This window comes from Saliphagus infecundisoli, assembly GCF_020177375.1.
Taxonomy (GTDB): domain Archaea; phylum Halobacteriota; class Halobacteria; order Halobacteriales; family Natrialbaceae; genus Saliphagus; species Saliphagus infecundisoli.
The window spans coordinates 80,162-101,042 of sequence record NZ_JAIWHV010000006.1; the positions used below are offsets into that span (position 1 = coordinate 80,162).

Sequence of the window (20,881 nt, forward strand, 5' to 3'; positions counted from 1 at the left end):
CCCACATTGAGCGTTGCGGTTCCGGACGGGCGTCGTGGGTCGGTTACGGGTCAGTGCACTATCGGCGGCAACACGCTGGTGCGACCGAACGAGAAATCCGTGTAACCGACCCCATCAGTCGTTTTCGACACGATCCGCCGCCACTTCGCCGCTCCCCTCGCCATCTGCCTCGGGCTCGAGCTCGAAGGGCATGTCGAGTTCGGCCCGCGCGAGGGTGCCGTAGGCCCGCCGGAGCCGCTCGGAGAGCGCCTGGTGGGAGATCTCGAGCTCCTCGGCGAGCTCCTGCATCGAGACCTTCCGGGGGATCTCGAAGTAGCCGCGTCTGATCGCGGCGACCAGCGAGTCGTACTGCTGGGCGGTCAGCCCGATCTCCTCCCAGGAGGAGTCGGTGAGCTCCGAGAGGTGGCCGATCTCGACGTCGACCCCGTGCTCGCGGAGGCGTTCGTAGGCCGTCCGGAGCTGCTCGCGGTCCCGAAACCGCATCCGGACCGCCCACCGGCCGTTCGCCGCCTTCGCACTGACGAGCGTCCCGCCCTCGTCGAGCACCATCTCGACGACCGAACAGACCGCCTCGGCGAACTCGAGTTCGTACAGCGTCCGGTCGTCGTCGCCCGAGACCCGTTCGAACTCCTCGACGGTCGGGTCCGCCTCGAGGGCGGCCGCGATCTCGTCGTCGTCGGCGCCGGCGAGCCAGACGCCCGGCCAGGCCGATTCGACGACGCGCTCGAGCTCGCACGTGAGGTCGGGACACCGCTCGAAGGACTCCGCCAGGGCAGTATCCTCCGCGCTCACGTGGAACTCCGCGATCGTAGCCATCGACCTCCGTACGACGGGCACCGTATAAATTTCATCGGTTCGAGAGCTTGTGGGGACCGCCTCCGGCGACTCCGGCGGCGGGACGGGTCAACGTTTATACACTGAACCCCCGAACGTCCGGCGATGCGCATCCTTCTGGCGTACGACGGATCGCCCGCGGCGGAGACGGCCCTCGGTCTGGCCATCTCCCGCTACGGCGACGACGAGCTGGTCGCACTGTACGTCGCCGAGGTCGATCCGACCACCTACGACGCGAGCGCCTTCGGCGGCGGGACCGACGACGTCCCCGACTCCGACGAGGCCGAGGCGGTCCTCGAAGAGGCAAGAGAGCGGGCGGTCCAGGAGGGCTACGAGCTCGAGACGGCCGTGGAACAGGGCTCGCCCAGCGACGTGATCGCGGAGTACGCCGACGAACACGGGTTCGACCAGATCGTGATGGGGACCCACGGCCGCCAGTCGATATCGGAGGTGATCGTCGGCTCGACGGCCGAACAGGTCGTCCGGAACTCGCCGGTGCCGGTGCTGACGGTGCGCTGACCGTCGGCCTCGACACCGTTTCGAACGCGAGCGGGAGCGTTATGGCCCTCGCCCGTCCAGGGAGTCCATGCCCACGCTCGAAGAGACCCGCATCCGAAACCGGTTTCGCGTCCAACCCCACCACGCGAACAACTACGAGACCCTCCACGGCGGGAACCTGATGAAGTGGCTCGACGAGGTGTCGGCGATGTCGGCGATGCGCTTTGCCGGCGAGACCTGCGTGACCGCCCGCGTCAACGAACTCGACTTCGAGCAGCCGATCCTCATCGGCGACACCGCCCTCGTCGAGGGCTACGTCTACGAGGCCGGCCGGACGAGCGTCCATGTTGCCCTCAGAGCCTGGCGCGAGGAGCCCACCACCGGCGAGACCGAGCTCACGACCCGCTCGTCGTTCGTCTTCGTCGCCATCGACGCCGAGGGCTCGCCCGTCCCGGTTCCCGACCTCGCCATCGAGAGCGAGGAGGGCGAGCGGCTGCGAGAACGGGCCTACGAGACCCTCGAGTAATCACTCCAGAACGAGCACGTGCCGGTCCAGCGATCGGTGGACCCGCCGCTCGAACGTCGACTCGACTGCCCATCCGGCCTCCCTCGCCGCGTCCGCCCACGAGCGGTCGCCGACGACGACCGCCCGGTCGGCGACGCGCCGGGCCTCCGCCAGCGCGCCCGCCACGAGGTCCGCCAATCGGTGGCGCTCTATTTTCGACTGGCGACCGTATGGCGCGTCGAAGACGACGCCGTCTGCGGCGCCGTCCGCCAGCGGAAGCCGAGTCGCGTCGCCGCGGGCGACGGCGAACGTACCCGGACCGCCGAGTGGCGATCCGTCCGCGACCCCCCTCGCGAGGTAGTGTGCGAGGTTCTCCCTCGAACCGCGGACCATCTTCGCCTGGGCATCGATCCCGACGACGTCGCTGCCGATGAGGCCGGCCTCCACGAGGATCCCGCCGGTACCGCACATTGGGTCCACCACGATAGCGCCCGGACCCGCGCCCGCGACGTTCGCGACCGCCCGCGCGAGCAGGGGGTCCATGCTTCCGGGCTGGAAAAAGGGCTTCCCCGTAGGTGCCCGCGAGCCGAAGTCCCGGACGCTCTCGCCCGCGAGCCATCCGAGCGCACAGACCTCGCCCGAAAAGACCGCCCGGAGGACGTGGTCCGGATCGTCGAGATCGACCGCGAACCCCCGATCGACGAGGCAGGTTCCGAGCACCCGCTCGGCCTCCTCCGTGCTGATCCCGGCCGTCCCCCGGACGTCCCGCGCGCGGACCGCGACGCTTCCCTCCCGGTCGGGCGCGCCCGCTGCGAGCAGCGCCCGCGCGCTCTCGACGTTGGCATCGGTGTGTCCGATCAGCTCGCTCGCCCGTCGGGTGTAGGCGAGCCCGGCGATTCGGTCGGGTGCGAGCCCGCCCGCGATCGCAAGTCCCGGGGCGAACTCCTCGACACCGGCGGCGGCGCTTTCGGCCTCCCTGCGGGCGAAGCCGTCGTCCTCGCCGGCGAGCTCGAGGAGGTACACGGCCTCCCTCGGCCGTCTACGGCCCTATCGGTTTCGCATCGGGCCGCGGCACCAACCTTTATAAACCTTAAATACGTCCTTTTAAGCGACTGATGACGGATCCGAAGGACACCATCAACATCGAGAACGTGGTCGCGTCGACGGGAATCGGGCAGGAACTCGACCTCCAGAGCGTCGCGATGGACCTCGAGGGGGCCGACTACGACCCCGAACAGTTCCCCGGCCTCGTCTACCGAACCCAAGAACCGAAATCCGCCGCCCTGATCTTCCGGTCGGGGAAGATCGTCTGTACCGGCGCGAAATCGACCGACGACGTCCACGAGAGCCTCCGGATCGTCTTCGACAAGCTCCGTGACCTCCAGATTCAGGTCAACGACGATCCCGAGATCGTCGTCCAGAACATCGTCACCTCGGCCGACCTCGGTCGGAACCTCAACCTGAACGCGATCGCGATCGGCCTCGGGCTCGAAAACATCGAGTACGAGCCAGAACAGTTCCCCGGCCTCGTCTACCGCCTCGACGACCCCGAGGTCGTCGCCCTCCTCTTTGGCTCGGGCAAGCTCGTCATCACCGGCGGCAAGAAGCCCGTCGACGCCGAACACGCCGTCGACAAGATCGTCTCCCGGCTCGAGGACCTCGGACTGCTCGAGTAATCGGACTCCGGCAGGCACAAAGCCGGGGAGGTCGAACGCCGAGCATGGTCGTCGCACAGATAGATCCCGCGGCCGGCGGGCCGATCGCCTACCTCGGGACCGTCCTCCTCGCGACGCTGTTCTACGGCGTCACCCTCCACATCGCGGCGCGGTACGTCCTCGGGGACGTCCCCGTGCGCCGGGCGTTTACGGTCGCGCCGCTGCTGGGCGTCTTCTCGCTTGCCCTCCAGCGGGCCGGCCCGGCGATCACCGCGGCGGTCACGGTCGCCGTCGCCTACGTCGCGATCCACGTCGTCTACGACCTGAGCCACAGGCTGACCGCCCTCGTCGCGGTGATCTACTACACGGTCGCCTTTCTCGTCGGACTGGTCGTCGTCAACGTCCTCACCCTGCTCGGGGGCGCCCCGACCTGATCACTTGACGAGCCGTTCGATCTCGGTCACGAGGATCCCGCTCGCCCCACGCTTTTTGACCTCGGTGATCGTCTCGAAGACGTCCCGCTCGGAGACGACGGCGTGGACCGCGACCGTTCCGTCCCCGTCGGCGATGTCCATTACTGTGGGACCACCGAGACCCGGAATCACCTCGCGGACGTCCTCAAGGCGGTCCTCGGGCACGTTCATCATCAGATAGCGTTTGCCGTCCGCAGAAAGCACCGAGGAGAGCGCGGTTCTGATCTCTCGCACCTTCGGCTCCTCTCGGACGTCCTCGCGGGCGAACAGCCGGACCGAACTCGAGAGCACTTCCTCGATCACTTGCAGTCGGTTGACCTTCAGCGTCGTCCCCGTGCTCGTGATGTCGACGATCGCGTCGGCCATCTCGACGTGGGGGGTGAGCTCGGTCGCGCCCGTCACCTCGACGATCGAGGGGTCCACGCCGGTCTCGGCGAAGAACTCCCGCGTGATCGTCGGGAACTCCGTCGCGACGGTCTTCCCGGCGAGATCCTCCACAGAGGCGACGTCGCCGTCCTCGGGAACCGCAAGCACCAGCCGGCAGCGCCCGAACTCGAGGTCGAGCAGGTCGGCGAGATCGTGGCCCGACTCCCGGACCTGATCCAGACCCGTGATCCCGAGATCCGCGGCGCCGTCGGCGAGGTACTCGGGGATGTCGGCGGCCCGGACGAACAGCAGGGTGACGTCGGGATCGACGGTCTCGGCGTAGAGCTTCCGGTCGGCGCCGTTCTCGACGTGGAGGCCCGCCCGCTCGAGGAGGTCGATCGTCGGCTCGTGGAGGCGACCCTTGTTGGGGACGGCGAGGCGCATTTGTGCCGTGTTGGCGACGAGGTGGCAACTGTCTTTTCATCCCGACGGCTCGCGGTCGGCGCTCGAACCACGCCGACCCGACCGCTCACGACGACCGGCTTGCCGGTGAGTCGACCGCTCACGACGACTGATCTGCTGGTGATTCGACCGCTAACAGCGACCACCCGCCCTCGAACGGGCATCTAAGGGGACCCACGGCCTCCCCAGCCGACTCGCTCGCTCCGCGGTCGCTCACTCGCCCCTCGCACGGGATCGCGCCGCGTCTCGCCGCCGGCTCGTCGCGACGCCGCACGCGTCACCCCACGGTTGCCGGTCGGGCCCGGTGGTCGGCGCGACGACGGAGGCGACGGTCACTCGAGCACAGCGGCGGCCTCCGCGAGCGTAAAGCGACCCTCGTAGAGGGCGCTCCCGACGACGACCGCGGCGGCGCCGGCCTTCCGGAGCGCGCGGACGTCCTCGACCGTCGCGACGCCGCCGCTCGCGATCACCGGAATTCCGACCGCGTCGGCCAGCTCGGCGACGGGATCGGTCCTGACGCCCTCGAGGCGGCCCTCGACGTCGACGTTCGTAAAGAGGATCGCGCCCGCGCCGAGGTCCTCGTACCGGCCGGCGGCGTCGGCCGGCTCGAGCCCGGTTCCCTCGGTCCAGCCGTCGACGACGACCTCGCCCTCTTTCGCGTCGAGGCTCACGACGACGCTCCCTGGGTGGACCTCGCTTATCTCCCGAACGATCTCGGGGTTCTCGACCGCGGCGGTCCCGAGAATCACCCGATCGACTCCCGCTTCCAGCAGGCCGATCGCCTCCTCGGCCGTCCGGATGCCGCCGCCCAGTTGGACCGGGACGTCCACGCTCTCGACGATCGCCTCGATCGCTCCGGCGTTCCCGCGTTCGCCCTCGAATGCGCCGTCGAGATCGACCAGGTGAAGCGTCGAGGCGCCGGCCTCGACCCACTTCCGCGCGGCCTCGACGGGCTCTCCGTACCGTTTCCCGGTGTCGCGCTCGCCACCCACTAACTGGACGACCTCGCCGCCCTCGACGTCGACCGCGGGGATCACCTCGAACTCCGGGAACGCCTCGCTGTCGGTCATGGCCGACCCTCCGGGAAGGTCGCGAGTAAAGGCGACGGTTCCGGCGTCATCGACGGGACGACTCGAGTTCGATCTCTGCCTCCTCGAGTAGCCCCTCGACTTCATCGCGTTTCTCCTGGTGCTCTTCGAGGAACTCCTCCATGAGTCGGGCGGCCTGTTCCTTGCAGTCGCCACAGAGGCGCTCGCCGCCGACGCACTCCTCGTAGACCTCGGTGGCGAACTCGTCGTCGTCGCCCGCGAGCAGATACGCGTAGAGTTCGTAGACGGGACACTCGTCGGCTCTCCCGCCGAGTTCGCGCTGGAGGTCGGCGGTCTCGCGCCCGCCGGTCGTCGCCGACTTCACCTTCTCGTAGCCCTCCTCGGGGTCGTCGAGCAGGGAGATGTGGGAGGCCGGGATCGACGACGACATCTTCCCGCCCGTGAGGCCGGTCATGAACCGGTGGTAGATCGACGACGGCGGGAGAAAGCCGTGGCCGCCGTGGGCGACCTCGACCTCCCGGGCGAGTTCCTCGGCTTCCGCCAGGTTCACCTCGAAGGCGTCGACGTGGGCCTCGAACACCCGCTTTTCGCCGTCGACGGCCTCGATCAGGGCCTCGAAGGCGTCGTCGGTCGCCCGCCGATCGACGAACCGGGTGCGCGGACGCAGGGGCTCCATCCCGGCGTTCTCGAGCTTCTCGATCGCTCCCTCGGCAGCGGTCTCCTCGCTTGCGAGCCACTCGGCGGCCTCCTCACAGCGGGGCTGGTCTGCGTCCTCGGCGTAGGCCTCGCGGGCCTCGTAGGCCTCCCGAAGGGAGGCGAGTTCGTCGTCGGTCGCCTCGAAGCTCGCGTACGCCGTCCGAACCCCGAAATACCGCGTTCGGGCGGCCAGATCGCGCGCGAGTCGGACGTGGGGGTCCTGGTCGGGGCCGACCGGGATCACGGTGGGTTTTGGTTCCTCGAGTTGGGGGTAGAGGATGTCGGCCATCTGGGTGACGACCGACTGCATGTGCGAGACGTCGGTCTCGCCGTCGAAGCCGTAGATCGACTGGAACTCCGAGAAGTTGGCCTCCGCGCCGAGTTCGAACGCAAGGTCCTGGACCTCGCGGTTTTCCGATTGGCGGTAGAGGGTGCCCTCCTCGGGATCGAACCCGAGCGCGAGCAAGGAGAGCAAGTAGTTCCGGGCGTGTTCGTCGATCTCGTCCCAGGACATCCCCCGCGCGGAGTTCGCTTCCAGATCGGCGATCAGCGCGTAGGCGTCCCCGCCCTGGGCCTGGTGCCAGATGATCTCGTCGAACACGAGCTTGTGACCGATGTGGGGATCCCCGGTCGGCATGAAACCAGAGAGCACGGCGAAGGGGTCGCCCTCGTCCATCGCTCGGGCGACCGGGCGGTAGTCGCGATGGCCGAAGATCACGCCCCGGCGCATCAGGTAGTGAGGGTCCGGCACCCGGGGAAGGATCCCCTCGAACTCCTCGATGCCGAACTCGGAGAATAGTTCGCGGTAGTCGCCGACCGCCGAGGAGCCCCACGGATCGAGCGCCACCTCGTCGGCCCCCTCGGCTCCGTCGGCACCGTCGGCATCGCCGGCCACACCGCCGTCGCCCCCCCGCCCGCCTTCGGTATCGCCCGTCATTGATTGTCGGTACTGGCGCCGTGAGCCGCAAAAACCTTCGTTTTCCGCCCCGAGCTCAGGGCGTCAGCCGCTCGAGCGACCACCAGTCGATTCCCTCCCCGACGAGCGCGAACGACATCGTCTTCCGGACGCCGTGGGCCAGCCGAACGTCGAGCGCGAGGTCCCTGGGTTCGAAGACGTGGTCGGCGGGCAGCACCCGGACGAGCAGCTCGGAGTGGCCCAACTCCTCGACGCTCTCGACGTCCGCATAGGTCCGGAAGTCCGCACCGAACTTGTAGCCCGTCTTCGGGACGGTCCCCGCCTCGCGGAGCGCGCCGTAGACTGCGAGCCGGCGGTCGAAGCGCTCGCCCTCGACGGCCCGCCCGCGATCGACCACCGCCTCCGTCGAGAGATCGATCGTCCCCCGATCGGCGAGGAAGGCGGCCTCGACGAGCGAACACTGCAACGTCGGCCGGTCGTAGTCCCGCCCCTCAAGGGGCTGGCCATAAAAGCCGCGTTCGTACAGCTCTCGGGGCGGGTTCCAGACGACGACGCGGTCCTCCAGAAGGTCGGCCTCGACTCCCCGAGGGAGGTCGATCCCGCTCGTTCCCGAGGGCTCGAGCCGGGCGCGCTCGAAGTAGGTGATCTCGCTTTCCTCGTCGACAACCGCGAGCACGCCCTCGGCGAGTTCCCCGGCAGGGAGAGAAGCACGCTCGCCGACCGCCCGGACGGCGTACTCGACCTCGCCGTCGTCGGGACCGTTCCCGCGGGGAAAGACCGCGAAGTCGGCGTCGGGCGGCTCCTCGATCCAGGGTTCGCGGGCGGGCGAGAGATAGAAGCCCCGCGAGCGGAGGTCGGCGTAGACGAGATAGCGGACGACGAAGTCCTCGGCGGGTTCGCGGGCCAGAAACGACCGGAAGTCGAGGCGTTCGCCGTCGGCGACGACCCCGATCCGCTCGCGAAAGAGGAGGTGGGCGGCCTCGACGGGCGCGAGGGCGATCTCGTTGCCCTCGAGGGGGTAGCCGTAGCCGCTGGCGTCGTGAAACCGCTGGCGGGCGTCGCCAGCGACCCGGACGACCTCCCCGTCGAAGCGACCCTCGAGTTCCATACTCCCGAGTGATTCGCTCGCCACAAAGGGACTGCGATCATAGGGTCGGATGTGAGTCAGTGCACCGGCGATCGCAACCCGGCCGTTCGATCGATCGCGACACAGTCACATCCGTCCCTATCAGTCGCCGGCTGCGGGGGCCGCCACCCGCTCGCAGGTCGAGTCGAGACAGCGCCGCCCGCTCTCGGTCTCGAACGCCGGCAGGCCACACGGGCACTCCCCGTCTACGACGCCCGCTGGGACGACGAAGCCGGTTTCGCAGTCGGCATACCGTTCACAGCCCGCGAGCAAGCCGCCCCGGCGGAGGATCCGGAGGTCGCCCCCGCAGTCGGGACAGTCCCACTCGCGGTCGAACGCCCGCCGGACGGCCGCGTCGAGGGACTCACAGTCGCGGTCGAGACAGACGTCAAAGGCGTACCCCCGTTCGACGCGCATCCGGGGCAGGCCACACGAACAGCGGTCGTCGCGGACGGTCGCGTCGTCGGGGACGCCGTAGCGCTCGCCACAGCCGACACAGGAAACGCCGTCAACGCGGACGAGCGCGCCGGCGCAGTCGGGACAGCGCCCGACCGGCGTCCCGGCGGTCGAGACGGGATACTGGCCGAAGCCGTCGCGCTCGTGGGCCGCGAGTCGCAGGGTCATCTCGTCCTTGTGGGCGACCAGCGTGAACCCCTCGGGCGGGCCGCTCGTCGTCGAGACGCTGTCGGCCCGCGTGAGCCACGCGACGGGCTGGTAGCTCTCGCCGTCGTGGACGAGCACGGTGTTGTCGGGTTTGACGACGGCGGTCATCCGCCCGCGGTGTTCCTCGCGGTCGGCGCCGTCGGCGACGACGGTACAGTCGCCCGCGAGCACCTGGATCGTCTCCTCGAGCATGGGCCCGCTGGTCCCCTCTTCGTACTTAAACCCGCGGCGCCGGGTCGGCACCCAGTGGCGCCCGAAGAATCTCCCTCGTCCGCCGAACGCCCCGGCGTCACTTCAGCAGGGCATCGGCCATCCGCTGGGGGAAGCCGGTGATGAGTTCCCACAGCCCCATCGGCTCGTCGTCCGCGCGCAGATACGAGCGAAGCCGCTGGGAGAACATCTCGACGGAGACGATGAGGACCAGGATGACGAGGATGGTCGCCATCATGTTGGTGAATGCGAACAGCCCCTGCTGGACGCTGAGGATCCGTCCGAGTCCGCCGCCGCCGATGATACCGAGGGTCACCGCGATGCGGACGTTGATCTCGAAGATGTAGAGCGTCCAGGCGATAAACGGGGTCGTCACCTGCGAGAGCATCCCGAACGTGATCGTCTGGGGCTTGTTCGCGCCGGTCGTGCGCATCGCCTCGATCGGACCGTCCTCGACTTCTTCTAACTCGTCGGTGAACAGACGTCCGAGGTTCCCGACGGTGTCGGTGGCGATCGCAAGCGTTGCCGTCGCCGGCCCGAGTCCGCCGAGCGGGACGTAGATCAGTGCCCAGACGAGCGCCGGGATCGCGCGGATCGCGCTCATCGTCCCGCGGAAGATGAAGTTGAACGGAAACGGCGTCACGCGACCGGAACCGAGCACGCCGAACAGCAAGGCGAGCGGAAAGCCGAGGATCGTACCGGCGAACCCCATCGAGAGCGTGAGGCCAGCCTGGCCGAACAGCCCAAGCGGACCGCCGGTGCTCGGATCGGTCAGCGACGCCTCGGGGTCGTAGATGAGGTTCCGTTCCTGGATGAACGCCCAGTAGTCACCGAACCCCGAGGGGTCGAACGTGATCCAGGGGAACCCCTCGACGGGGACGAGAAACGGGAAGTAGTCCTGAAGCGCCCCGATGAAGTCCCCGACGTACTGGGGCAGGTTCGCCTGTGGCAACTCGGCTGCGTACAGCGCGTTCGCAAAGAAGTAGCCGATGACGATAACGAGCAGCCCCGCAAGCACCGCACGCACTCGCCGACCGCGAACGATCCGGTCGTACTGGCGTTCGACCTCGGTCGACGCCGTCCCTTCCTCTCCGCTCATGCGGTCGCCTCCCTGTCGGCGTCGGTCCGAGCGAACAGTCCCTCGGTGTCGATGTCGCCGTAGATCTCGTCGATGACGTCCATCGTGACGTCCTCGCGGTAGCCGTCGAACACCTTCCGGCCGTCCCGGAGGCCGATGAACCGCTCGCCGAACTTCCGGGCGAGGTTCACCTGGTGGAGGCTGCTGATTGCGGTGAGGTCGCGGCGCTCGGCGGCGGTCCGGAGATAGCCCATCACCTGCTGGGCGCTTCCCGGATCGAGGCTGGCGACGGGCTCGTCGGCCAGCAGGATGTCCGGGTTCTGGACGAGCGCGCGGGCGATCCCGACGCGCTGTTGTTGGCCGCCGGACATCCGGCTGGCGCGCTGGCGGGCCTCGTCGAGGAGGCCGACGGTCTCTAAGGCCTCCAGAGCCTGGTATTTGTCCTCACGGGGCTGAAACTGGAGGACGCTCCGGAGGTATCCGTTCCGGTTGAGCGAGCCGGTCAACGCGTTACCGTACGCGCTGAGCTGGCCGATGATGTTGTGTTGCTGGAAGATCATCGCCGTGTCCTCTCGGGGCTGGGTCACGGGCGTGCCGTCGATGCGGACCTCGCCGCCGGTAATCGGGGTCAGCCCATTCATACACCGCAAGAGCGTCGACTTCCCCGATCCCGAGACACCGAGGACGATGACGAACTCGCCCTCGGGGATCTCGAAGGAGACCTCGTTCAACGCGACGGTCTCGCCGTAGTGCTTGGTGAGCCCGTCGACCGTAATGCGACTCATGAGGGGGTAGGAGAGGATACTGTGGGGGCTCAGGAAAGGTCTTCGAACTCCAGCCCGAGCTGGTCCATCACGTCGGATATCATCTGGTAGTCGTCGACGTTCCCTTCCTCGACGCCGGTGAACCACAGCGGCTCGCCGTCGTAGTCGTCGCCGTGGCTCAGGTCCTCCTCGGTGACGTTGAGGATCGCCTCCTCAATCTCGGCTTTGGCGGGGTGATCCCAGTTGCTGCGGGTCACCAACGGCGCGCGCGGGATCGGGTCCGAGACCGCGAGCAGTTGGAGCTCGACGCCCTCTTCCTCGATTGCGTCGCCGGCACCCTCATACTCCGCGGAGATGTCGACGAAGTCCTGGGAGACCTCGTCGAACTGCTCCTGGGGCACGTACGGCGCCGAGGAGAAGGCACCCGTACACGCGGCCGCCACGTCGTCGCGGTTGACCATCTGCTCGCGGGCGGTCGTGTGATCGGAGTACGCCGCCTCGAAGCCGGCCGCGTCGCCGTCGGGGGCGTTCCCGATATCCAGTCCCGCGTCCTGGAGCATCGTCAGCGGAACGAGCGTACCTGAAACCGAGAGGATGTCGCCGAGATTGACCTGCTCGCCCTCGAGGTCGGCCAGCTCGCTGATTCCCCGGTCGGGCATCGTCGTGATCGTCGAGAAGTACTGGGAGGCGCCGTAGGCGATCCGGATGCCGACGACGTCGACGACCCCCTCGCCCGCGATGACCGCCGAGGGGGAGATGTCGGCGATCTCTCCCCGGTCGTTGCGCATCGCCTGGAGCGTCGCCGTGTACGACTCGGCGCGTGTCGACTCGATCTCGACGTTGACCTCACTCTCGAGGTACTCGAACATCGGCTGGTACTGCTCTTCGATCGCGACGTCGGCCTCCGCGGGGTTCAGGATGAACTGCGCCGTCGTACTCTCGACCTCGCCCGTCGTCTCTCCGTCGCTTTCGTTCCCACTCTCGTTCCCGCTTTCATTGCCCGTCTCGTTGTCGCTCTCGTTGCCGTCCGTGCCGGTCGCGTTGTCCTCGCTCTCGTTCACCTCGGTCGCGTTGTCCTCCGTTTCCGTCTCTTCTTCAGTCTCGGTCTCCTCGGTCTCGTTTTCGTTCCCGCCGTTTCCGTTTCCGTTTCCGTTTCCGTTCCCGTTCCCACTGTCGTCGCCCAAACAGCCGGCCAGCAGGCCCGTCAACGCCGCGCCGCCAGATGCCTTGAGAAACGCTCGTCGCCGGGTGTCGTCGCCACCGTCTGGCGTCAGTGCCATATCTCCTTACCGTTACCCCACCGTTATAAACGCACTGTAATTCGGCTATTGATTCCTCCATAGAGATGGTATTACATCCCCGTATCGACCGTTCGTCCATCGATCCCAACCCGATCCGACTAAGTGGGCGTACCCGAATCCCCGGACGTGGCCCGTCCAAGGCTGATCGTCTTCTGTGGGTTGCCGGGGGTCGGAAAGTCGACGGCCTCGGCGTACGCCGCCGAGGAGAGCGGGGCGACCCGGTACCGGAGCGACGAGATCCGCAAGGAACTGTTCGACGAGCCGACGTACTCCGCCGAGGAGAGCGCGGCGACCTACGACGAACTGTTCGCGCGCGTGCGATCCGACCTCGAGGCCGGCCGGGACGTCGTCGCCGACGCCACCTTCGGCTCGCGGGAGGCCAGAGAGCGCGTGGCCGACGTCGCGTCGGGGACCGGCGCCGACCTCGCGTTCGTCCACGTCACCTGTCCGGCCGAGATCGTTCGGGAACGCATCGCCGAGCGCGAGGACGTAAGCGACGCCGACTTCGAGGTCCACCTCGCCCTCCGGGAGGCGTTCGCGCCGTTCGAACGCGACCACGTCGCGGTCGACAACTCGGGAGGCCTCGAGGCGACCTACCGGCAGATCGACCGGGACGTGCTATGACATCCTCCCCGGCGTTGAGTGGTCACTGCAACACTTGAATATTCAGAAGGAACGTGGCGATCTAGTTCTCAGCGACGCTCGGAGGCTTGTTTAATCGGGAAATCCACTCGTGGTGAGAAGCGCTTTGAGCTGGAGCCTGTGATGCGTATTCATCCATTGCGCTAATCACTCGACGACGTTCTCGCCAAGAAATCACCGATCTGGCGATACGACGTTTCGATGCCCCAGCGGCGGCCGAACGCCGCCGCGTACGCTCTTGCTGTCTCAGGTTCTACGTCGAGGTTTGTGACGAACCAGACGTGATCGTCCTCGTTCGTGCGATGTGGCACAGCGAATACGGTGACATCGGCTACAGCTGTCGGTGGCCGGTTTCGCTGCATCCGGTAGGCATCGACGACCGTCTCAGCGCCGGCGCTGAGACGGTCTTTCATTCCCTTACTTGGCCGTGCACGGACGATGTAGTCGATCTCTAACTGTTCCAGTTCTGTAACGACATGCACCTGGTAGAAGCCTCGATCGAGATAGACGTGTCTGATCGAGACGTACTGGCGCGCTTTGACGATGAGTGAGCGAACGGCTTCCTGCTTCGCACGGAAGCCGTTCGCGTCCAACGGGATCACAGCGAGAGTAAATCGAACACTGGAAGCAACGATACACAGCGTCGCAAAACAGTACGCTCGGGTCGTTTCAAGATCAGGATAGGTAGTGAGAACGTGATCAGTATCGGCTGAGCCGTAGAACCGCCACTCGTGAAGGTCGATCGCGACGTCAACACGAGAGGGAAGCAACCGACGTGAGCGAAGAATCTCAAAGAGACGATCGCGGACGCTATCGAACTGAGCGTCGATGGCGTCCGCGGTGAGGTGTCGAAGATGATAGAGCAACGGTTTCGCGAGCAGGTTCCGAGCCGTCGACGTGACGTCGACCGGCTCGGATCAATCCAACTGGACAGTCTTGCCACCCGTGTTAGCGAACTCTTGAGTGAAGGCGATCCAAGAGAGGACTTCGAGCAAGTCCTCTCTCGGGTAGGATCCACAGGGTTTGATACCAAAATCCAGTTCCGGATAGACGACGCTTGAGGCGGCACGACAGACCTGTTTTGCCTCGTCGGTGTCGACCATGCCGACGACTACGAACTGAGCCGCCAGTTAGGTTCGGCAACTACTGTTTACGGCGGGACTCTCTCGCTGAACCAGGTAGCCCGCCGCGCCCTCGACTCCGACGACGGGCGCGCATCCGACAGTATAAGTCCGCGCTCCCGCGAGTCTCAGGTCCGATGACCCCGGTCAAGGACGGCGTTCACGGCTACATCGAACTCGGCTCCCTGGCCGAGGCACTCGTCGATACGCCCGCGATGCAACGGCTGCGGTACGTCCGCCAGCTCTCGACGGTCCAACTCGTCTACCCCTCGGCGAACCACACACGTTTCGAGCACAGCCTGGGCGTCTACCACCTCGCCTCGCGGGCGACCGACCGCCTCGACGTCGCCGACGACCTCGCCGCCCGCCTGCGGGCCGCCGCCCTCGTCCACGACGTCGGCCACGGTCCCTTCGGCCACCAGACCGAGGCCGCCATCGAGCGCCACCTCGGGCGCCACCACGACGAGATCGGCTGGCTTCTCGCGGAGACGGAGCTCGGAGGAGTTCTCGAGGAACAGGGCCTCGATCCCGACGCCGTCGCCGAAAGCGTCGACGGCCGGGGCCCGCTCGGGGAACTCGTCTCCGGCGCGCTCGACGTCGACCGGATGGACTACCTCGTCCGGGACGCCCACCACACGGGGGTCCCCTACGGCACCATCGACCACGACCGGCTGGTCTACGCCCTCCGGACCGTCGACGGCGAGCTCGCGATCGCCGACGGCGACGTCGCGACCGCCGAGAGCGCGCTGATCGCCCGGACGCTGATGAACGCGACGGTCTACCGCCACCACGTCTCCCGGATCGCGGGCGCCATGCTCGACCGGGCCAGCGAGACCCTGCTGGCCGACGGCGCCGTCGCCCCCGAGCGCTTCGCCCGCCTCACCGACGCCGAACTGCTCGCCGCCCTCGAGGAGTACGGCCCGACGGCTGACCTCGCGGCCCGGATCCGCGACCGCGACCTCTACAAGCGCGCGGTCTGGATCGACCGCGAAGCGGTCCCCGACGACCTCGTCGGGATCGACTACGGCCGGACGGGGGCGCTGGAACGCGAGATCGCAGCCGGCGCGGAGGTCGAACCGGCGGCCGTGATCGTGGACAGCCCCACGGAGCCGAATTCCCCCGAGTCCCGCGCCCGGATCGCCGCCGACGGCGACCTCGCCCGCCTCGAGGAGCGCTCCTCGCTGGTCGCCGGCCTCGACGCCTGCGCCCGCGAGATCTGGCGGCTGGGCGTCTACGCTCCCGCCGACGACCTCGCGGCGGTCCGGGAGGCGACGGAGTCGGTCCTCGGGCTCGCAGCCGACGTGGCGCCGTAAGTCGAGGGATCGAACCGAACACCGGCCCCGCTGTACGGTGGCCCACGCTGGCGACGCTACGCGAGGAAAGAGCGAGCAGTTGCGAGCGAGCGAATCGGCTGGGAGGGCGTGGCGATCCCTCGTGTCCACGAAGCAGGGCGCCAGTGTTCGTCGGTATCCCCGTCAACAGCCCGGTTCGCCCCTTTCCGCCCCTGTTCGCTACGCACCCGATCCCGGCGTCTCCCTCTCCTCCAGGCGCCGCTCGTACTTCTCCATCGCTTCCTCGAGGGCCTCCCCGGCGTCGATATCGGCCGACTCGGCGAGCGCGAGCAGCGCGAAGACGGCGTCGCCGATCTCGTCGCTTGCGATCTCGACCTCCCCTCCTGTGCCGTAGCCGGTCGACTCGTTGACCTCCTTTGCGAGCTCGCCGACCTCGCTCGCGAGGTCGAGCAGTCGGTACTCCGGCGGGCTCTCGAGACCGTTCTGGGCGACGAACGCCGCGACCTCCCGTTGTGCGTCCATGTCCTGGCGTGGGGATTCCGGGCCAAAAGCCCCCGGGATCGCTCGCCGTCGGGACCTACACTGGCAGCGCCAAAGACTATCCGCAAGAACGTAGACGACCGTCTGTCTCCGCGCGTTCGTGGGGACGATACCACCATGGCAGACACACACAACACGCGGCGGCGGTTCCTACAAACCGCCGGCATTGCCGTCGGGAGCACAGTCCTGTTGGGGACCGCGAGCGCGTCCCACGAGGAGACCTGGACGTTCCACGCCGAGTTGACCGGCGAGGACCACGGGGTCGAGACGCCCGCGAGCGGGCACGCGACCTTCGAGATCCCGCCCGACTCCCACGAGATCCAGTACACGATCGACGTGAGCCACCTCTGTCATACGACCCAGGCCCACGTCCACCTCGGCGAGGAGACCGAGGACGGCCCGGTCGTCTCCTGGCTCTACCCCGAGGACGGGACCGAACCCGAACTCCTCGAGGGCCGGTTCGACGGCACCCTCGCCAAGGGCACCATCTCGCTTTCGGACCTCGTCGGTCCCCTGGAGGGCGCCGACTCGAACGAGGTCGCGACGACGCTGATGGAGGAAGACGCCTACGTCAACGTCCACACCGAAACCCACCCCGCAGGCGAGATCCGCGGCCAGATCCGCCCCGACGCCGACACGGAGGAGGCCATCACCGAGGCGATGGACGACGACGAGGACGACGCCCCGATGGAGGGCGGAGAGGGGTCCGAGGAGGGAGACGACGGGAACGACACGGACGACGACCAGGACGACGCCTCGGGCGACGACGAAGCGGAAACCGACGACGGAGAGAGCGACGACGGGACGATGAACGGGACGGACAGCGACGACGGGATGATGAACGAGACGAACGGGACAAACGAGACCGGGAACGGTAGTGACGATGGCGACGACACGTCGTCGATCCGCGGGTTCTTCGGCAGCATCCGCGCGCTGTTCGCGTAGAACACCCGGGGGCGCTGGCCGACCGTCGGGCTTTTTCTCCGTCCCGAACCCTCCACGGCCCGTGCGCCCCGAGATCCGGGGAGTCGGATCGCGGAGCCGAACGGCTATAGGGCTCGGCCGTCGAGGACCCGACGAATGAGCCAGCGTGCCGTGTTGTTCGACATGGACGGCGTGATCGTCGACTCGGAGGACTACTGGGTCGCGGCCGAACGCGAGGAACTGCTCCCCGCGGTCGTTCCCGACCACGACGTCGCGGTCTCGGAGGTCACCGGCCTGAACTACCGCGAGATCTACGACTACCTCGAACGCGAGTACGGCACCGCGGTCACCCGCGAGGAGTTCATAGAGCGCTTCGAGGCGGTCGCCCGCGGGATCTACGCCGATCGGGTCGCCCTGTTGGAGGGGTTTCATGGGATCCTCGCCGACCTGGAGGAGCGGGAGGTTCCGGTCGCCATCGTCTCCTCGTCGCCCCACGACTGGATCGACGTCGTCCGCGAGCGCTTCGACCTCACCGACGCCTTCGACGCCGTCGTTAGCGCCGAGGGGATCGACGGGCCGGGCAAGCCCGACCCCTACATCTACGAGCACGCCGCCGAACTCGTCGGCGTCGCCCCCGAGGACGCCCTCGCTGTCGAGGACTCGGGCCACGGCGTCGCCGCCGCCGCGGCCGCGGGCGTCCACACGGTCGCCTACCGGATCGCCGCCCACGACAACCCCGACCTCTCGCCGGCCGACGCCGTCGTCGACTCGCCCGAAGAACTCCGGAAGACGGTGCTCGCGTACGCCGATCGGGGCGCCCTCGAGAACTGACCGGGTTTCAGACGACCGCCACGGTTCGAGTCTCGGAAATCGGGAGCAAGGGCAGTTCTGGGAACGCGACCCGAACGGTGTAGGCGAGTTCGTCCTCGTCGGCGCCGAAGACCCCTACCGGAACCGCCTCCTCGCTCCGGAGGTAGGTCCCGCTCTCGGTCATTTCGACGTCGTTTACCGTCACCGAGATCCCGGCCCGGGCGGGTCCACCCTCGTTTCGGACCGTCACGTCCCGGACGTCGTTTTTCTTCACCTCGATCCGGTCGGGAAACTCGCCCCACTCGATCTCGATGGCGGGCAACGACCGGGCGCCCTCGAGGACCCGCTCGGCGACCGACTCCGAGAGTCCAGCCTCCACGAGGCCGGAGACCCCCGCGTCCGCCACGTCCCCCGGCGTCGCGATCCCCTCCTTGGCGAGCTTGCTCGCCCGGCCGGGGCCGACGCCGTCGATGGCGGTCAGCCCGACCGCGTCGCCCGCGACCCCGTTCTCGACTCTGGCCTCGAGGCGTCGGGCGCGGTTGGCCGCAAGCGGGGAAGCGAACCGATCGAGGAAGGCCCGAAGTGCCGACAAAAGCCGGGTGGCGTTTCGGCGGATCGCCCAGGCGTCGCTCCTGAGTTCGGCGGGGACCGAGCCGCTCGCGGCACCCGAAAGGACCGCGAGCACCTTCCGGCCGCCGGCGTCGAGGTCGCCGGTGTCGCGGCCGACGAGCACGGCATTGATCGAATCGCGTTCGGACTGGCGTGCGGAGACGGAATCGAACTCCGCCGCGGCCGCGACCGCCCGGAGGAGGGCCTCCTCGTCGGGCTCTTCCGGCCCGCAGACCGCGTGAAACCGGGCGGCGGTCTCGAGTCTGAGGTAGTACTTCGACGCGAGCACTCCCAGGGGAGTGGCTTCGATCGAGAGGTCATCGCCGGTCTCGACGAACCCCTGCTCGACCAGCCCCTCGAGACAGTCCCGGACCCGTCCCCGGAGATCGGGAAAGCCGTAGGCCTCGGGATCGGACTGGCCCCGGACGTAGTAGAAGGTCGTTTCGAGCCACGCCATCACCTCCTCGAGGTCGGTCAGGGTTCCCATAGCGATCTCGGCGTTCAGATGCGAATCGAGGCTCTCGGCGAGACGGGACTCGATCTCTTTCCCCTCTCGGAGCAGCCGTCGATACTTGTCGGCCTCCTGACTGTCGGCGACGACCCAGCCGTAGCCGACGTCGTCGTAGCCCGGTCGTCCGGCCCGCCCGAGCATCTGGAGGACGTCGAGGGGGCTCATGTCGACCTCGCCCTCGAGCGGATCGTGGTACTTCGTGTCTCTGATCACCACGCACCGGGCTGGGAGGTTCACGCCCCAGGCGAGCGTCGAGGTCGAAAAGAGGAGTTCGATCTTGCCCTCCTTGAACCACTGCTCGGTCAGATCCCGGTCGTTCTTCGAGAGACCGGCGTGGTGGAAGGCCACTCCATCCAGCGCCGAGTTCCTGAGGGTCTCGTTCTCGAGGCGTTCGCTCTCGGTATGAAACTCGTAGTCGCCGCGGGCGCCCATCGGGACGTCGCGTTCGGCGATCTCGTCTCTGGCTTTCTCGGCCGCCCGGACGGTGTCCTGGCGCGAGGCGACGAAGACGAGCGCCTGGCCGTCCTCCCGGAGGTGGGGTTCGGCCAGGTCGAGCGCCCGATACAGGCGGCGGTACTTGTCGGCGAAGGCGTTCTCGCCGTGGGTGTAGGTCTTGACGCCGGTCTCTAAATCGACCGGGCGGTAGTCGTCGCCGAACTCGAAGGTACACTCCGGCGGGGCGTCGAGCCAGGCCGCGACGTCGTCGACGTTCTTCATCGTCGCCGACAGCGCGACGATCCGGGGGCTACAGAGCCGCCGGAGCCGCGAGATGGTGACCTCGAGGACCGACCCGCGGCGGTCGGCGTCGAGCAGGTGGACCTCGTCGATCACGCAACACGTGACGTCGGTGACGAAGTCGTACCTGCGCGAATCGTGTTTTCGAGTGGCCGAATCGACCTTCTCGGGGGTCATCACGAGGATGTCCGCGCGGCGCGCGCGGCGGGGGTTGAGTTCGCGCTCGCCGGTGACGACGTACACCGAGTAGCCAAGGTCCTCGAAACGATCCCACTCGCCTTCCTTCTCGTTGGTCAGCGCCCGCATCGGGGCGATGAAGAGGGCGGTCCCGCCGTCGTCCAGACATTTACAGATCGCCAGCTCCGCGATCGCCGTTTTCCCCGAGGCCGTCGGCGCGGAGGCGACGACGTTCCCCTCCTGCTCGAGGATCGCGGGCACCGTCTCCCGTTGCATCCGGTTGAACTCCTCGAAGGCGAAGGCGTCGGCAAAGTCGGGGAGCACCTCGGCGACTTCCATCGAGCGGAGAGGGGGGTCGGCGAGCCAAAGGGGTTTCTGTCTCCGATCAGGGTCCTCTTTCGCCCGAACGGATATGTCATTCAGTGGTTATCATCATATCATGAACACGGCACGGATGTTGCTCGTCAACGCGACCGACGAGCGGTTCCGGACGGCGGTCCTCCTGGGACTCGCTTCGATCCCGTTTACCGTCGGCGCGAACTGGCTGTTGACGCCCGACTCCGTCGAGGCCACCTCCCTGTTGGCCGCGTGCGTGATCTCGGGGTATCTGTACGGGATCCGGGGAGAATCCCCCGTCCATGCCGGAACGCTCACCGGGCTCGTCGGTGGGGCGCCGATCCTCGTCTGGGGGAGCGCGACGACGCTCGTCGAGTGGTGGGGCTATCCTCCCCTGACGGAGGTCGCCGGAAACTCGATCGCCGCAGTCGCCGCAGTCCTCGCGGCCCTGCTGTCCACCCTCATCGTAGTGGTTATATTGCTCGTCATCGGCTGGATCGGAGGGAGCATCGGCGGCTGGGCGAGCAAGCGGATCGATCCGCCACGGCGGCTCCGGTCGGGCAGTTAACTCCCCTCCAGTTTCCCGAG

23 protein-coding genes are annotated in these 20,881 nt (G+C 67.7%); 9 read left to right on the top strand and 14 right to left on the bottom strand.

Annotated features, from left to right (window positions below):
• Positions 1 to 114: 114 nt before the first annotated feature.
• Positions 115 to 816, bottom strand: a complete 702-nt coding sequence (locus LCF40_RS10370) for a helix-turn-helix domain-containing protein (RefSeq protein WP_224828411.1) — start codon at positions 814 to 816, stop codon at positions 115 to 117.
• Positions 817 to 939: 123 nt separating this feature from the next.
• On the opposite strand from LCF40_RS10370, the gene LCF40_RS10375 reads away from it, so the two are divergent.
• Together LCF40_RS10375 and LCF40_RS10380 are read left to right on the top strand one after the other, a co-directional pair.
• On the top strand, positions 940 to 1,353 hold the full coding sequence (locus LCF40_RS10375) for a universal stress protein (RefSeq protein ID WP_224828412.1): 414 nt from the start codon (positions 940 to 942) through the stop codon (positions 1,351 to 1,353).
• 67 nt (positions 1,354 to 1,420) lie between these two features.
• The gene (locus tag LCF40_RS10380; protein WP_224828413.1) at positions 1,421 to 1,858 is read left to right on the top strand and encodes an acyl-CoA thioesterase; all 438 of its coding nucleotides are present in this window, start codon (positions 1,421 to 1,423) and stop codon (positions 1,856 to 1,858) included.
• On the opposite strand, the gene LCF40_RS10385 is transcribed toward LCF40_RS10380, so the two are convergent.
• Entirely contained in the window at positions 1,859 to 2,860 is a 1,002-nt protein-coding gene (locus LCF40_RS10385) for a methyltransferase domain-containing protein (RefSeq protein ID WP_224828414.1), read from the bottom strand. It abuts the gene before it with no gap.
• Positions 2,861 to 2,952: 92 nt separating this feature from the next.
• Here LCF40_RS10385 and LCF40_RS10390 point away from each other — a divergent pair, with 92 nt between their 5' ends.
• Positions 2,953 to 3,513 carry a TATA-box-binding protein gene (locus LCF40_RS10390; RefSeq protein ID WP_114576115.1) on the top strand — a complete coding sequence of 187 codons (561 nt, stop codon included), beginning with the start codon at positions 2,953 to 2,955 and terminating at the stop codon, positions 3,511 to 3,513.
• Between the two features lie 44 nt (positions 3,514 to 3,557).
• A complete protein-coding gene (locus LCF40_RS10395) occupies positions 3,558 to 3,926 on the top strand; it encodes a DUF7473 family protein (protein ID WP_114576114.1) in 369 nt (122 codons plus the stop codon).
• On the opposite strand, the gene hisG is transcribed toward LCF40_RS10395, so the two are convergent.
• The 8 genes from hisG to LCF40_RS10435 all read right to left on the bottom strand — a co-directional run bounded on the left by hisG (position 3,927) and on the right by LCF40_RS10435 (position 12,575).
• Positions 3,927 to 4,775, bottom strand: a complete 849-nt coding sequence (hisG, locus tag LCF40_RS10400; protein ID WP_224828415.1) for an ATP phosphoribosyltransferase — start codon at positions 4,773 to 4,775, stop codon at positions 3,927 to 3,929.
• Positions 4,776 to 5,125: 350 nt separating this feature from the next.
• Entirely contained in the window at positions 5,126 to 5,863 is a 738-nt protein-coding gene (gene hisA, locus LCF40_RS10405; RefSeq protein WP_224828416.1) for a 1-(5-phosphoribosyl)-5-[(5-phosphoribosylamino)methylideneamino]imidazole-4-carboxamide isomerase, read from the bottom strand.
• 46 nt (positions 5,864 to 5,909) lie between these two features.
• Positions 5,910 to 7,475: a tryptophan--tRNA ligase gene (locus LCF40_RS10410; RefSeq protein WP_224828417.1), complete on the bottom strand. Its 1,566-nt coding sequence runs from the start codon at positions 7,473 to 7,475 to the stop codon at positions 5,910 to 5,912.
• Positions 7,476 to 7,530: 55 nt separating this feature from the next.
• Positions 7,531 to 8,562 carry a tRNA-intron lyase gene (gene endA / locus LCF40_RS10415; RefSeq protein ID WP_224828418.1) on the bottom strand — a complete coding sequence of 344 codons (1,032 nt, stop codon included), beginning with the start codon at positions 8,560 to 8,562 and terminating at the stop codon, positions 7,531 to 7,533.
• Between the two features lie 120 nt (positions 8,563 to 8,682).
• Entirely contained in the window at positions 8,683 to 9,435 is a 753-nt protein-coding gene (locus LCF40_RS10420) for a DUF91 domain-containing protein (RefSeq protein ID WP_224828419.1), read from the bottom strand.
• 97 nt (positions 9,436 to 9,532) lie between these two features.
• Positions 9,533 to 10,552 carry a phosphonate ABC transporter, permease protein PhnE gene (gene phnE / locus LCF40_RS10425; protein WP_224828420.1) on the bottom strand — a complete coding sequence of 340 codons (1,020 nt, stop codon included), beginning with the start codon at positions 10,550 to 10,552 and terminating at the stop codon, positions 9,533 to 9,535.
• The gene (locus tag LCF40_RS10430; protein ID WP_114576107.1) at positions 10,549 to 11,316 is read right to left on the bottom strand and encodes a phosphonate ABC transporter ATP-binding protein; all 768 of its coding nucleotides are present in this window, start codon (positions 11,314 to 11,316) and stop codon (positions 10,549 to 10,551) included. Before LCF40_RS10430 ends, phnE begins: the two co-directional genes overlap by 4 nt.
• 29 nt (positions 11,317 to 11,345) lie before the next feature.
• Entirely contained in the window at positions 11,346 to 12,575 is a 1,230-nt protein-coding gene (locus tag LCF40_RS10435) for a substrate-binding domain-containing protein (protein WP_224828421.1), read from the bottom strand.
• A gap of 147 nt (positions 12,576 to 12,722) precedes the next feature.
• On the opposite strand from LCF40_RS10435, the gene LCF40_RS10440 reads away from it, so the two are divergent.
• A complete protein-coding gene (locus LCF40_RS10440; RefSeq protein WP_224828422.1) occupies positions 12,723 to 13,220 on the top strand; it encodes a P-loop nucleotide/nucleoside kinase family protein in 498 nt (165 codons plus the stop codon).
• 161 nt (positions 13,221 to 13,381) lie between these two features.
• Here LCF40_RS10440 and LCF40_RS10445 read toward each other — a convergent pair whose 3' ends face one another.
• Together LCF40_RS10445 and LCF40_RS10450 are read right to left on the bottom strand one after the other, a co-directional pair.
• Positions 13,382 to 14,104, bottom strand: a complete 723-nt coding sequence (locus tag LCF40_RS10445) for a transposase (protein ID WP_224828423.1) — start codon at positions 14,102 to 14,104, stop codon at positions 13,382 to 13,384.
• Between the two features lie 51 nt (positions 14,105 to 14,155).
• A complete protein-coding gene (locus LCF40_RS10450) occupies positions 14,156 to 14,341 on the bottom strand; it encodes a hypothetical protein (protein WP_224828424.1) in 186 nt (61 codons plus the stop codon).
• A 155-nt stretch (positions 14,342 to 14,496) separates the two neighbouring features.
• Between LCF40_RS10450 and LCF40_RS10455 the strand changes: the two genes are divergently transcribed.
• Complete coding sequence (locus LCF40_RS10455) at positions 14,497 to 15,672, top strand: HD domain-containing protein (protein ID WP_224828425.1); 1,176 nt, start codon at positions 14,497 to 14,499, stop codon at positions 15,670 to 15,672.
• 198 nt (positions 15,673 to 15,870) lie between these two features.
• Here LCF40_RS10455 and LCF40_RS10460 read toward each other — a convergent pair whose 3' ends face one another.
• Complete coding sequence (locus tag LCF40_RS10460; protein ID WP_224828426.1) at positions 15,871 to 16,173, bottom strand: MazG nucleotide pyrophosphohydrolase domain-containing protein; 303 nt, start codon at positions 16,171 to 16,173, stop codon at positions 15,871 to 15,873.
• A 135-nt stretch (positions 16,174 to 16,308) separates the two neighbouring features.
• Here LCF40_RS10460 and LCF40_RS10465 point away from each other — a divergent pair, with 135 nt between their 5' ends.
• Both LCF40_RS10465 and LCF40_RS10470 read left to right on the top strand, forming a co-directional pair.
• Positions 16,309 to 17,136, top strand: coding sequence for a CHRD domain-containing protein (locus LCF40_RS10465; RefSeq protein ID WP_224828427.1), 828 nt, complete (start codon positions 16,309 to 16,311; stop codon positions 17,134 to 17,136).
• Positions 17,137 to 17,271: 135 nt separating this feature from the next.
• The gene (locus LCF40_RS10470) at positions 17,272 to 17,946 is read left to right on the top strand and encodes an HAD family hydrolase (protein ID WP_224828428.1); all 675 of its coding nucleotides are present in this window, start codon (positions 17,272 to 17,274) and stop codon (positions 17,944 to 17,946) included.
• Positions 17,947 to 17,953: 7 nt separating this feature from the next.
• On the opposite strand, the gene LCF40_RS10475 is transcribed toward LCF40_RS10470, so the two are convergent.
• Positions 17,954 to 20,296 (bottom strand): DEAD/DEAH box helicase, encoded by a 2,343-nt coding sequence (locus LCF40_RS10475; protein ID WP_224828429.1) that lies wholly within the window; start codon positions 20,294 to 20,296, stop codon positions 17,954 to 17,956.
• A 100-nt stretch (positions 20,297 to 20,396) separates the two neighbouring features.
• Between LCF40_RS10475 and LCF40_RS10480 the strand changes: the two genes are divergently transcribed.
• Entirely contained in the window at positions 20,397 to 20,861 is a 465-nt protein-coding gene (locus LCF40_RS10480; RefSeq protein ID WP_224828430.1) for a DUF5518 domain-containing protein, read from the top strand.
• Positions 20,862 to 20,881: the final 20 nt, after the last annotated feature.